Origin of the sequence: Cytobacillus sp. FSL R5-0377 (assembly GCF_038004385.1) — a bacterium.
GTDB lineage: Bacteria > Bacillota > Bacilli > Bacillales > Cytobacillaceae > Cytobacillus.
Genome location: NZ_JBBORA010000001.1, coordinates 3,408,623 through 3,422,380 on the forward strand (window position 1 = coordinate 3,408,623; position 13,758 = coordinate 3,422,380).

General features: G+C 42.1%; 10 protein-coding genes. 9 read left to right on the forward strand and 1 reads right to left on the reverse strand.

Annotated features, from left to right (window positions below; translation table 11 throughout):
• The first annotated feature begins 53 nt into the window (after positions 1-53).
• The 8 genes from dnaE to NSQ49_RS17415 all read left to right on the forward strand — a co-directional run bounded on the left by dnaE (position 54) and on the right by NSQ49_RS17415 (position 11,226).
• Entirely contained in the window at positions 54-3,413 is a 3,360-nt protein-coding gene (gene dnaE / locus NSQ49_RS17380; RefSeq protein WP_251283956.1) for a DNA polymerase III subunit alpha, read from the forward strand.
• A 189-nt stretch (positions 3,414-3,602) separates the two neighbouring features.
• Entirely contained in the window at positions 3,603-4,841 is a 1,239-nt protein-coding gene (locus NSQ49_RS17385) for an NAD(P)-dependent malic enzyme (protein ID WP_251283939.1), read from the forward strand.
• A gap of 8 nt (positions 4,842-4,849) precedes the next feature.
• Positions 4,850-5,473 (forward strand): FadR/GntR family transcriptional regulator, encoded by a 624-nt coding sequence (locus NSQ49_RS17390; protein WP_159863413.1) that lies wholly within the window; start codon positions 4,850-4,852, stop codon positions 5,471-5,473.
• A 157-nt stretch (positions 5,474-5,630) separates the two neighbouring features.
• Positions 5,631-6,509, forward strand: a complete 879-nt coding sequence (gene accD, locus NSQ49_RS17395; RefSeq protein ID WP_251283940.1) for an acetyl-CoA carboxylase, carboxyltransferase subunit beta — start codon at positions 5,631-5,633, stop codon at positions 6,507-6,509.
• Positions 6,494-7,471, forward strand: a complete 978-nt coding sequence (gene accA, locus NSQ49_RS17400; RefSeq protein WP_251283941.1) for an acetyl-CoA carboxylase carboxyl transferase subunit alpha — start codon at positions 6,494-6,496, stop codon at positions 7,469-7,471. Before accD ends, accA begins: the two co-directional genes overlap by 16 nt.
• A gap of 357 nt (positions 7,472-7,828) precedes the next feature.
• Positions 7,829-8,788, forward strand: coding sequence for a 6-phosphofructokinase (gene pfkA / locus NSQ49_RS17405; RefSeq protein ID WP_159863410.1), 960 nt, complete (start codon positions 7,829-7,831; stop codon positions 8,786-8,788).
• A gap of 84 nt (positions 8,789-8,872) precedes the next feature.
• Positions 8,873-10,633 (forward strand): pyruvate kinase, encoded by a 1,761-nt coding sequence (gene pyk / locus NSQ49_RS17410; protein WP_159863409.1) that lies wholly within the window; start codon positions 8,873-8,875, stop codon positions 10,631-10,633.
• 206 nt (positions 10,634-10,839) lie between these two features.
• Positions 10,840-11,226, forward strand: coding sequence for an FxsA family protein (locus NSQ49_RS17415; RefSeq protein WP_159863408.1), 387 nt, complete (start codon positions 10,840-10,842; stop codon positions 11,224-11,226).
• A 286-nt stretch (positions 11,227-11,512) separates the two neighbouring features.
• Here NSQ49_RS17415 and ytvI read toward each other — a convergent pair whose 3' ends face one another.
• On the reverse strand, positions 11,513-12,634 hold the full coding sequence (ytvI, locus tag NSQ49_RS17420; RefSeq protein ID WP_159863407.1) for a sporulation integral membrane protein YtvI: 1,122 nt from the start codon (positions 12,632-12,634) through the stop codon (positions 11,513-11,515).
• A 223-nt stretch (positions 12,635-12,857) separates the two neighbouring features.
• On the opposite strand from ytvI, the gene NSQ49_RS17425 reads away from it, so the two are divergent.
• On the forward strand, positions 12,858-13,319 hold the full coding sequence (locus NSQ49_RS17425; protein ID WP_159863406.1) for a DUF441 domain-containing protein: 462 nt from the start codon (positions 12,858-12,860) through the stop codon (positions 13,317-13,319).
• The last annotated feature ends 439 nt before the right edge of the window (positions 13,320-13,758 follow it).

Below are 13,758 nucleotides of genomic sequence, written 5' to 3' on the forward strand. Positions count from 1 at the left end.
TTGGAAACGGGCGTTCTATAATGAAAATAGCAGAAATTAAGGGTGTGAGAAACGTGTCATTTATTCACCTTCATGTTTATAGCGCATATAGCCTGCTGTCGAGCACGGCAAGAATAGAGCAGCTTGTGTCAAGCGCCAAGGAAAATAGGTTTCCTGCCCTGGCTCTAACAGACAGAAATGTTATGTACGGTGCGGTCGCCTTTTATAAAGAATGTATTAAGCAATCCATTAAACCAATCATGGGACTCACTGTGGATGTACTAAGCGAGATATCTGAAGGCGAAGCTTTTCCTTTAGTCTTATTGGCTAAAAACCGGCAGGGGTTTCAGAATCTATTAAAAATCACAAGTACAGTCCAGACAAAATCTCCCGAAGGAATTCCTGTAAAATGGCTTAAGCATTATGCAGGAGGGTTGTTTGCTTTAACTCCAGGCATAGAAGGGGAAGTAGAACAATCTCTTGTGGCAGGTGAATACGGCCATGCCAAAAGAACAGCTGAACTTATCAGCAGTATTTTTGAGCCAAACTCATTCTTTCTTGGTTTGCAGGATCATGGACTGCAAGAAGAAAAAGAAATCCATAACCGACTGGTTCAGCTTTTCGAAGAGACCGGGATTGGCCTGGCGGCTTCAAATGGTGTCTGTTACATAAAAAAAGAGGAAGCTTTTGCCCATGAGTGCCTGCTGGCTATTAAGAATGGAGAAAAGCTTCAGGACGAAGGAAGAGAACGGCTGAAAAGCAATGAGTATTACTTAAAGGCATCCGGGGAAATGGCAGAACTATTATCAGGTTATCCGGATGCTTTAGAGAATACGATCAGGATTGCTGAGCAATGCAATGTAATGCTTGAGCTAGATAAACAGAATCTTCCCAAATATCCTGCCGCCGAAGGCATGAGTGCCGATGAGCTATTGGCAGAAGTGTGCTGGCAGGGCTTTGCTGACAGATATCCGGATGCTAATGATGAGCATAGGAATCGGCTAAAGTATGAGCTGAATATAATCAGAAAAATGAAATTCAGTGATTACTTTCTAATCGTTTGGGATTTTATGAAGTTTTCGAGGGGAAATGGCATTTTAACCGGACCGGGGCGGGGATCTGCAGCCGGTTCCATGGTTGCTTATGTTCTCTACATAACAGATGTGGATCCTATTGAGCACCAGCTCCTATTTGAGCGTTTCCTTAATCCGGAAAGAATATCCATGCCTGATATTGATATCGACTTCCCTGATCACAGGAGAGATGAGGTAATTCGGTATGTATCCAGGAAATATGGAGAGCTGCATGTGGCTCAGATTCTTACATTTGGAACCCTGGCTGCCAAAGCGGCACTCCGTGATGTAGGCAGGGCATTTGGGCTTAATCCTAAAGAGCTTGATATGCTTTCAAAAAGTGTACCTTCCAAACTGGGCATCAGTCTCAAAGAGGCTTACAAAGAATCAGAGCCGCTAAGAAGATTCACCCAGGAATCCGATTTGAATCGGAGACTATTCGATACAGCTATCAAACTGGAAGGACTCCCAAGACATACATCTACTCATGCTGCAGGGGTTGTCATCAGCGAGCATCCGCTTGTTGAGGCCATTCCTATTCAAAAGGGGCATGAAAATGTTTATTTGACCCAATACTCAATGGAGCATCTCGAAGATGTCGGCCTATTAAAAATGGATTTTCTCGGTCTTAGGAACCTGACATTAATTGAGAATATCCTAAGCTCGATTCAGAGAAAGACAGGCACAAAGATAGATATAAAACAAATTCCCCTGGATGATGAGGCAGTATACAGTCTTTTGGGGCGTGGAGATACGACAGGGATTTTCCAGCTTGAATCAGAGGGGATGCGCAGTGTGCTGACAAGGCTTAAGCCAACGCGGTTTGAAGATATTGTGGCTGTCAATGCCCTTTATCGTCCGGGGCCAATGGAAAATATCCCTCTTTTTATTGACAGGAAGCATGGAAGAAAGCCGATTATATATCCTCACCCTGACTTGAAGCCTATTCTTGAAAATACGTATGGTGTCATCGTGTATCAGGAACAAATTATGAAAATCGCTGCAAAACTCGCAGGATTTTCACTCGGTGAAGCCGATTTGCTTCGGAGAGCAGTCAGCAAGAAGCAAAAAGAGGTCCTTGACCGAGAGCGTGTCCATTTTGTAGGGGGAGCAGTCAATAAAGGCTATAATGAACAGACCGCTCATGACATATATGACTTAATCGTCCGGTTCGCAAATTATGGATTCAACCGCAGTCACGCCGTTGCATACAGTTTCATAGCCTATCAGCTTGCATATTTAAAAACTCATTATCCGCTTCACTTTATGGCTTCCCTGCTGACTTCTGCTATTGGAAATGAAGGCAGGATTGCTCAGTATATTGGAGAATTGAGGCAGATGGGCTTACCGCTCAGTCCTCCTTCCATTAATAAAAGCGGATTCTCATTTCTGGCAGAAAAAGATGCTATCAGGTATAGCCTGGCAGCGATAAAAGGAATCGGTGCTGCAGCTTTAAGAGATATTTTTCAGGCGAGAAAAAATAAGCGCTTTGAAGATCTGTTTGATTTTTGCATAAGGGTTTCATCAAAAGCAGTTAATCGCAAGGTCCTCGAATCCCTGGTTCATTCAGGCAGCTTTGATGAATTCGGGGAAGATAGAGCTGTTCTTCTGGCCAGCTTGGATGTAGCTGCAGAACATGCCCAGCTTGTTATGCCGGAAGATGACCAAGCTGATTTCTTTGAGGATGATGAATTCTTTCCTAAGCCTAAATATACAGAAGTAGACCCCATCCGTTCCGAGGACAAGCTAAGATTTGAAAAAGAGGTGCTGGGCCTGTATTTATCAGATCATCCAGTATCGAGTTACGAATCCTATTTTTCCATGCTGGGAGCCTGCCCTCTGGCTGAACAAGTAAAAACAGGAAATAAGGCAAAAACAGTAGTTTACTTATCCGAAGTGAAAAAGATTCGTACGAAGAAAGGAGAGCCAATGGCATTTCTTTCCTTGAGCGATCAGACGGGAGATGTGGAGGCGGTTGTTTTTCCAAAGGTGTTTAACCGATTTTCAATGCTCTGCTCACAGGGTAATATCGTTTTGGCGGAGGGAAAGATAGAAGAACGGGATGGCAAAAAGCAGCTGATTATTCAGCATTTGGATCATGTGAAGGAAGCCATTGAGAAAATGCAAAACAAAGATCCCGTTTTGTATTTAAGGATAACTGAAGATCGGGAGACAGCGGAAAATCTTCGTTTGCTTAAAGAATTAATTAAGAAAAATGAAGGCAGCGTTCAAGTGGTTTTGTATTATGAAAGCTCCCGAAAAACCATCCGCCTGGGTGAGGAAGATCTGGTCACGCCAACAGAGGATTTCCTGAATTTACTTATGCAGCTGCTTGGCCGGAATAACGTTATTTTAAAGTGATTACCCTTTACAACAATATCAATTATGGTATATTTGTAAGAAGAAAAATAAACTGGTCTGACCACTTTTAACGCAAGTGAATCCCTGCTCTATCTGTTAAATAAATAGAATTGCAGCAGGATTTAAAGCATATATTCGTCAAGTCTATGTTTATATATAATCCTAACCGGAATATGAGGAGTGAAAATTTTGACCTTACGCGAAGAAGCATTGCATATGCATAGAGCTAATAAAGGGAAATTGGAATCTAAATCTAAAGTACAGGTGCGAAATGCCAAAGACTTAAGTCTTGCTTACTCACCGGGGGTTGCTGAGCCCTGCAAGGAGATTTATGATAAGCCGGAATCTGTCTATGAATACACAATGAAAGGCAATATGGTTGCAGTTGTTTCCGATGGAACAGCAGTGCTGGGACTGGGGAATATTGGGCCGGAAGCTGCCCTGCCTGTAATGGAAGGAAAAGCTGTGCTTTTCAAAAGTTTTGCAGGAGTGGATGCATTTCCAATTTGCCTTAATACGACAGACGTAGATAAGATTGTTGAGACTGTAAAACTTCTGGAGCCTACATTTGGAGGCGTAAACCTTGAAGATATTGCTGCTCCCAATTGCTTTTATGTAGAGGAGCGATTAAAGAAGGAAACAAATATTCCCGTTTTTCATGATGACCAGCATGGCACTGCTATTGTAACTGTTGCAGGCCTTGTAAATGCCTTGAAGCTTTCCGGGAAAAAAATGAATGAAATTAAGGTTGTGGCAAATGGTGCCGGTGCTGCCGGAATCGCCATTATTAAACTTTTATACAGCTACGGTGTTCGCGAAATCATTATGTGTGACACTAAAGGAGCTATTTATGAAGGCCGCCCGCAGGGCATGAATGAAATTAAAAATGAAGTAGCAAAGTATACGAATCGTGAGAATGCGAAAGGAAGCCTTGCAGATGTTATCAAAGGGGCTGACGTATTCATCGGGGTTTCTGCTGCCGGAGCACTGACGGCTGAGATGATTGGTACGATGAATCAGGATCCAATTATATTCGCTATGGCTAATCCAACTCCTGAAATTATGCCTGAAGAAGCGAAAGCAGCTGGGGCGCTGGTGGTTGGAACTGGAAGGTCCGATTTTCCAAACCAGGTAAATAATGTACTGGCCTTCCCTGGAATCTTCCGCGGAGCACTGGATGTCAGAGCAACTCATATCAATGAGAAAATGAAAGTGGCTGCTGTAGAAGCCATTGCCAGTCTGGTGCATCAGAATGAGCTGAATGCGGATTATGTTATCCCTGGGCCATTCGATCCCCGTGTCGCACCGGAAGTTGCAGCTGCTGTAGCAAAAGCAGCTATGGAAACTGGGGTTGCGCGCATTAAAGTTGATCCTGAAGAAGTGAAGGAAAAAACGAAGCAACTTGCAGTTATTGGAAAAGGTGAGTGACTCCATAAGTGAATTCACCTCAAAAAAACACGAAGGTTTATATCGGTATTGTCAAACAGCTTAGGGCCATGATTGAACATGATGGACTTAAGCCTGGAGATCGATTGCCTTCCGAAAGAGAGCTGTCAGAGCGCCTGGGTGTCGGGCGCTCTTCCGTTCGGGAAGCATTAAGAGCCCTTGAACTCCTTGGCTTAATTGAGACAAGGAGAGGCGAGGGGACTTTTATGAGAGACTTTAGAGGAAACCAGCTCGTACAGCTGCTCAGCACATTTATTCTCCAGGATAAAAAGTCCATAAGAGATGTTAAAGAAACCAAATATCTGATTGAACTTGACTGTTTATGGCTTATTATTCAAAAGGCTGGTGAAGATCGGCTTCTCAGGTTCAAAAAATGGGCACTGGAAGCAGACTACACAGATGACGACTTTTTTCATGAAGTCGTCACACTTGCAGATAATCATCTTTTCCTCCGAATTTGGATCATTCTCAAAGATTATTTTAATTCTTTGGATTTAGAGAAAATGATGATAACCAAGCAGCAATATTCAGAGCTGATTGATACCTTGATATCCAGAAAAGATTCCGAAGTTATTCGGGTATATAGAAATTTAAGAAACTTGTCGAAGGATTAACGACAATTTTTTGCAGAATTTGTTTTTGATATCATCTATATTTAAATAATCAGACAAGCATAAGCCTAGAAAAGTTAGGCGTTCATTTTTATATTAGTGGTCTGACCACTATTGAAATTAATGGAAATGATTCAGCGAATTTCAGGGAGGTTTCATCTTGCTTAAAGATATTTTTACAAAGACTAAGAAGAAGAAATATGCAACCATTCCATCGGAAACGGCAAAGCAGGATGTGCCGGAAGGAATCATGACAAAGTGTCCAAACTGCAAGAAAATCATGTATACCAAAGAATTGGTCAAGAATCTTAAAGTGTGTTTCCATTGTCATTACCACCATATCATGAATTCAAAAGAACGTCTGGCAAGCTTTTTGGATGCTAATAGCTTTGAAGAAATTAACGCAAACATGATTTCTGAAAATCCTTTGAATTTCCCGGACTATATTGAAAAACTGGAGAAGGACCGGGAAAAGACAAAGATAAATGAGGCGGTAGTGACTGGGACAGGCACTGTCGATGGACATAAAATTGCAATAGCTGTTATGGATTCCACATTCAGAATGGGCAGCATGGGATCAGTAGTCGGAGAGAAAATTACCCGTGCGATTGAAAAAGCTGATGAATTGCGTGTTCCTTTTATTATATTTACCGCTTCAGGCGGTGCAAGAATGCAGGAAGGCGTTCTGAGCCTGATGCAAATGGCCAAGACAAGTGTTGCCCTAAAAAGATTCAGTGATAATGGAGGCCTCATTATTTCAATCATGACTCATCCTACAACAGGCGGTGTGTCTGCAAGCTTTGCTTCTCTTGGCGACTATAATCTGGCAGAACCTGGTGCTTTGATTGGGTTTGCAGGACGCAGGATTATAGAACAAACGATCCGTGAAGAATTGCCGGAAGACTTCCAGACAGCTGAGTTCCTCTTAAAATGTGGTCAATTGGATGCAGTTATAGCCAGAACAGAATTAAAAGAAAAGATCTCAGCTATTTTATCCATACATCAACCAGGAGGTGACTTCCAATGGCAGGAGAACTAGAATTCGAGCGTCCGGTTATGGAACTGAAAAAAAAGATTGCTGAATTAAAAGAGTATACCAAAACCGCCGATGTAGACCTATCCTCAGAAATAGAGAAGCTGGAAGCGCGGTTGGAAAAATTAGAAGCGGATATTTATGAAAATATGAAACCGTGGGATCGTGTACAGATTGCAAGACATCCCGCTAGGCCTACTACACTGGATTATATCTCCTATCTTTTTGAGGATTTTTTCGAGTGTCACGGAGATCGTGCTTTTGGTGACGATGAGGCGATTGTTGGGGGGATTGCAAAGTTTAGGGGTCTTCCGGTTACTGTCATCGGCCACCAGCGCGGAAAAGACACAAAGGAGAACATCCGCAGAAATTTCGGTATGCCGCATCCCGAAGGTTATCGCAAAGCTTTAAGGCTTATGAAGCAGGCCGATAAATTCCGCAGGCCGATTATCTGTTTCATTGATACAAAGGGTGCCTACCCTGGTAAAGCCGCAGAGGAGCGGGGACAGAGTGAGGCAATTGCTAAAAACCTGTTTGAAATGGCCAGTCTCAGAGTCCCGGTTATCTGTATCGTCATTGGTGAAGGCGGAAGCGGCGGGGCTCTGGCTCTAGGTGTAGGAAACCATATTCATATGCTCGAAAACTCAACTTATTCGGTTATTTCTCCGGAGGGAGCGGCTGCGATTCTCTGGAAAGATGCCACCCAGGCCAAAAAAGCAGCAGAATCCATGAAAATCACTGCACCGGATTTAAAAGAACTGGGTGTGGTGGATGAGATAATAGATGAGGTAAAGGGCGGAGCCCACAAAGGTGTTAAGGTTCAGGCAGAGGGAATTGGAGAAGTTCTTACTAAATCCTTAAAAGATCTGATGCAACTCACTGAAGAGCAGCTGATCGATCACAGGTATAACAAGTTCAAATCTATTGGCGAATATTCGTTTTTAAAGGAATTTATTGGGGTAAAATAAAAGCGTGCTTTCGGGCACGCTTTTATTTTTTTTTACCTGCTGTGTATTGCCGAAGGTCTGCTCCTCCAGGGGAGAGTCATAGTAAAAATGCAGTTTTTTCTATATAAAACGCTTTCAGTATCCCGACAATTCTGTATTTCTTTTAAATTGTCTGATTAAGTTGAGATGCTCCCTTCTTCATGGTATTTTAGAAATATTCAATAGCGTTTTGTTCAATAATAAGATAAGCATAGTATGCTCTGCTTTACATATAGAGCCTATATTACATACAGAATTTTTACAGCAGGCATGTACTGACTTTTTAAGCAGCATGAAAACAGCTTTCTTATAGTTATAAATTACATTGGGGTGATTATTGTGAAGAAAATAGGAGTATTAACAAGCGGCGGCGATTCTCCTGGTATGAATGCAGCTGTACGTGCAGTTGTCCGTAAGGCGATCTATCATAATATTGAAGTATATGGTGTTTACGGCGGATATTCCGGATTAATGTCAGGTAATATTAAGAAGCTGGACCTTGGTTCGGTCGGTGATATCATTCACCGCGGCGGTACAGTGCTGCACTCAGCAAGAAGCGAAGAGTTCAAAACAAAAGAAGGCCAGCAAAAGGGCATTGAACAAATGAACAAGCATGGCATTGAAGGGTTAGTTGTAATTGGCGGGGACGGCTCATATCGTGGAGCAAAAGCTTTGACAGAGCATGGTTTTACCTGTGTGGGCGTACCTGGAACTATCGATAACGATATTCCGGGAACGCAATATACTATTGGCTTTGACACAGCTTTAAATACGGTTATTGATGCAATTGATAAAATCCGTGATACTGCTACTTCACATGAAAGAACATTTATCATTGAAGTAATGGGAAGAGATGCAGGGGATATCGCTTTATGTGCAGGTTTAGCAGGCGGCGCGGAAACAATCCTCATTCCTGAAGCAGGCTATAGTATGGATGAAATTGCAGAGAGACTGAAAAAGGGACATGAACGAGGCAAAAAACACAGTATCATTGTGGTTGCAGAAGGTGTCTGCAGCGGGGTGGAATTTGCCAAGCAGGTCAAAGAAGCAACAAACTTTGATACACGGGTGTCCGTGCTTGGCCATATGCAGCGGGGCGGTTCTCCAACTGCATTCGACCGGGTGCTGGCCAGCCGCCTTGGAGCATATGCAGTGGAACTTATTCTTGAAGGCAAAGGCGGCCGTGCAGTAGGAATTCAAAATAATAAACTGGTTGACCATGATATAATTGAAATATTGGATAGAGAGCATACAATTGACCTGGATCTTTACAAACTCTCGAAAGAGCTGTCTATTTAATTTTATTTGATACAAGCCGGCACCAGGTGGCATAAAGCATTAGTGCTGGTATTCAAGCTGCATCAATTCAGGAGGTAATTTATAATGCGTAAAACGAAGATCGTTTGTACTATTGGACCTGCCAGTGAAAGTGTTGAAAAGTTAACACAGCTTATTGAAGCAGGAATGAATGTTGCCCGTTTAAATTTTTCCCATGGTGATTTCGAGGAACATGGCCAGCGAATTCAGAATATCCGTGAGGCTTCAGCAAAGACTGGCAAGACTGTAGCAATCCTTTTAGACACTAAAGGGCCGGAAATCCGCACAAACAATATGGTGGGCGGCGCGATTGAATTGAGAGCTGGGGAAAATATTATTATTTCCATGAACGAGGTTGAAGGAACAGCAGAAAAGTTTTCTGTTACATATGCGGGACTTATTGAAGATGTGCACACAGGAAGCAGAATTTTGCTTGATGACGGCTTAATTGGTCTGGAAGTGACAAAAATTGATAAGGCCAACAGTGAAATCCACACAAAAATATTAAATAGCGGAACACTTAAAAATAAGAAAGGCGTCAATGTCCCAGGTGTTTCTGTAAATCTTCCCGGCATAACAGAGAAAGATGCACAGGATATCATTTTCGGAATCGAACAGGGCGTTGATTTCATTGCCGCTTCTTTTGTCCGCAGAGCATCTGATGTTCTGGAAATCAGACAGCTGCTTGAAGAGCACAATGCATCCCATATCAACATCATTCCTAAGATTGAGAATCAGGAAGGTGTAGACAATATTGAAGAAATTCTTGAGATTTCTGACGGGCTTATGGTAGCGCGCGGAGACCTGGGTGTTGAAATCCCCGCTGAAGAGGTGCCGCTTGTGCAAAAGAAATTAATTAAGAAATGTAATGCACAGGGCAAACCGGTTATTACTGCTACACAAATGCTGGATTCCATGCAGCGCAACCCGCGTCCAACACGCGCAGAAGCGAGTGATGTTGCAAATGCCATTTTTGATGGCACAGACGCAATCATGTTATCCGGTGAGACAGCTGCGGGTTCTTACCCTGTCGAGGCTGTGCAGACGATGCACAACATCGCATCAAGAGCGGAATCGGCACTGGATCATAAAGAAATCCTGTCAAACCGCAGCAAAGATAATGAACATAACATCACTGATGCCATTGGGGAATCAGTGGCACATACAGCTCTGAACCTGGATGTTAACGCCATTATAACGCCAACTGAAAGCGGCCATACAGCCCGGATGATTTCCAAATACCGTCCTAAAGCACCAATCGTTGCCGTTACCTCAAACGATTATGTTTCACGTCGATTATCTTTAACTTGGGGTGTGTACCCTCAGATTGGCCAAAAAGCGTCTACAACGGATGATATGCTTGATATCGCTGTTGAAGAAAGCTTGAACAGCGGCATTGTTGCTTCAGGAGACTTAGTTGTAATTACAGCTGGAGTTCCTGTTGGTGAAGCAGGTACCACCAACCTAATGAAAATTCATGTAGTGGGAGATATCCTTGCAAAGGCACAAGGAATCGGGCGCAAATCAGCATTTGGAAAAGTGGTTGTAGCGAGGAATGCAGAGGAAGCATTGGCGAAAGTAACAGAAGGATCTATTCTGGTTACAATCGGCTCTGACCGTGAAATGGTTCCTGCGATTGAGAAATGCAGTGCGCTTATAACAGAAGAAGGCGGGCTTACAAGCCATGCGGCTGTTGTTGGCCTTAATATTGGCATACCTGTCATTGTAGGGGTTGAAAATGCAACCAGCCTGCTGAAAGATGGACAGGAAGTCACTGTTGACTCTCAGCGCGGTGTAATTTATAACGGACACGCAAGCGTATTATAATTACTTGTTAAAGGAGGGGGATGCCCTTCCTTTTTTTGATGTTAAGGAAAAATATTTATAACTTTAGGGATGTGTGGCGTTCTTAGTCTGCCTTCCTTCTTGGGCAGGTGCTTGCGCTTTTGTTCTTTTCCTGGACAAATTGTTATATTTCGATTGCCTTGTTTGATATAATAAGAGTAAGTCTTAAACAAAATAGAGGTGGCTTGATGCGCTACATTCTCTTATTGATGATAATTATTCCGGCTGCTGAAATTGGTGTTTTGCTTCTTTCAGGCAACACTATTGGGCTATGGCCCACACTAGCAGTTATTTTGCTTACAGGTGTTCTAGGTGCCTATCTCGCTAAAAGGCAGGGGCTTGAAACAATCAGAAAAATACAGGATCAGCTGCGATTCGGACAGATGCCTGGAGATGCCATTCTTGATGGGGCATGCATTCTTATAGGGGGCGTCCTGCTTCTTACACCAGGGTTCATAACAGATGCATTAGGATTTACTTTGCTTCTCCCTCCTGCAAGAAAAGTCCTTAAAAACATCCTATATCAGGGACTTAAAAAATGGATGAACAAAGGAACAATCACAATAATCAGGTAAAAATAGCAAAATATAAAGCCGCTCCATTATATTGGAGCGGCTTGTTAATTTTATTGAAAGATGCAATATCATGATTAGTACACTTTGCGGCTTCATTCCCTCGCTCAGTGGCGCTGATCCCATTAAATAGTACACTTCATAAACATTATTCTTGGTTCAGCGGCATTAACATAACTGATTAGTGCCACTCGTGGCTTGTGCCCCAGCTAAGCAGCACAATTGCCTAGAGAAGTGCCGATATCCCATCCTTTGCATAGCATAACTGAAGGAGATGCTATTTTTTATCCTAATCGGCTTCTTCATTGCCTTTTATAAACAACCAGATATCCTGGAACACTCCCGCTTTATGAAGGGTAGTGAGGAGCACAAGAGTAACCGGACCTGCAATCAAGCCTAAAAATCCGATCAGTTTAAAACCGGCAAATAAAGCAATCAGGGTAGCTAAAGGATCAAGCCCAATGCTTGATGAAAGGATCTTGGGCTCCATTATCTGACGTTGGACCAGCACGATGATATACAGAATGCCCAGCCCGAGTGCCCTGCTCATTTCTCCGCCGATTGCTTCATATATAATCCAAGGCACAAAAATCAGTCCTGTACCGAGATAGGGAATAATATCGACAAGTCCAGTAACAAGTGCAATTGTAATCGCATAATCAACACGCAGGATGAGGAGTCCGGCAAGTATAATAACTGTAGTAATCGATACTAAAGTAGCCTGTGCTTTAATAAATCCAAACAAGGCCTTCTGGAGATCTGCAAATACAGTTCTGCCGCTTTTTTTTGCGCGGCTGGGAAGCATGCGGCCGAATAACCCTGAAAGTCTGTGCCAATCCTTGCTGATAAAAAAAGTGGCCAGCAGCGAGAAGATCAGGACTGTTGCTGCATTGGGAAACCATGAAAGGATATTTGGGATATTCTCAAAAAATGCCTGAATAAAATCTCCCAGTGTAGATCCAAATTGCTTCCCGACATTTTCTATATTTGTCATGATGGTATCCTGCTGTCCGGTTCCCAGATTATTAAACAAACTTGCCAGCTGGTTATAAAGAGGAATGATTTGCCCTGCAAAGAATTGTTCTATGAAGTTAATTAAGGTATCGAGGTGCTGAGGCACTACTTTTGCCAAATAATCTGCACCTGATACGATCTCGGCCACCAGTAAAGTGATTAATCCGGCAAAAATGGCAAAGATAAGAATCAGTGCAATAAGCACTGCGAGAACCCTTGGTATTTTCCATTTAACTTCCATTAAATTGACCAAAGGGTTAATGAGAAAGGCAATGGCCAATCCAATAATGAAAGGATAAGTCACTTTGGATAAATATAAGAAAGCATAGAAACTTAAAATCACCACTCCAATAACAAAGAAAAATCTTACGGTTCGATAGATATATGCGGGGTTCAAGTATTAGCCTCCTTATTAAATTTGAACAGACTAAGTAATGACAGCATTTTTTATGTAATGTTATTAGTTATATCATACATCATTTTTGCAAGAGGCAAAAATAATTAGACAGTGTCTATTAATACTTATTCTATTTTTAAAAGACAGCCTAAGAACTCGGAAATTATTAAATTGAATTAAATTATGTTACGATAATATAGGAAGCTGGCAGGTGAATTAGCAAATGTTATCCCAACCACTTATTTTCTTATTACTATTGCTGGGGATTGGTTTAATAGCAAAGAATCAATCACTGATTATTGCTGTCTTTATTTTGATTATCCTTAAAGCATCCGGCCTGGATTCAAAAGCCTTTTCATTTCTGCAGTCCAAGGGGATTAACTGGGGTGTAACCATTATTACAATTGCTGTCCTGGCACCAATAGCCAGCGGTGAAATCGGATTCCGTGATTTAAGCGGTGCATTTAAATCCCCTTATGCGTGGATAGCTCTTGTCTCGGGGATTGCAGTTGCACTTCTGGCAAAAGGCGGTATCGTGCTGCTGGCTGAAGATCCCCATATAACAACTGCACTTGTACTGGGGACCATTCTTGCTGTCTCCCTTTTTAAAGGTATTGCCGTCGGTCCTCTGATAGGGGCTGGGATTGCATATATGGCAATGAAGGTCTTTGAGCTTTTTAAATGAATTTTCATCTAGATTCCTCATTGCCTATGGGGCAAGAATGCAAATAAACTTTTCTTGAAAAATAATATTTTTTAACAAATTAAGTGCTTTTCATTCACAAAAGTCAGATAATTGTTTATAATAGGACTTGTAAGCGTAACCTATTTCACGGTACCTATTATATTCAGTTAAGCTCTATCGAAATGTTATTAATATATTTATTTTTTCTAATTCCAGAAAAATGTAAGCATTTTCTTTTTTTTAACCGAGTACCGAGCAACCGCTCGATTAATGCATGCCAAGAGAAAGTTTATTTCTTCCATATATCGGGAGTACTTTTTACTAAATGAAAGTATCACTTTCATGAATTTGGTCTGTAGATCGGCTAATACAGCCGGCTTTTTCAAAGGCTGTCCTGCAGCCCTATAATTGTGTCCCAATAAAGATAAAACAGAATGTG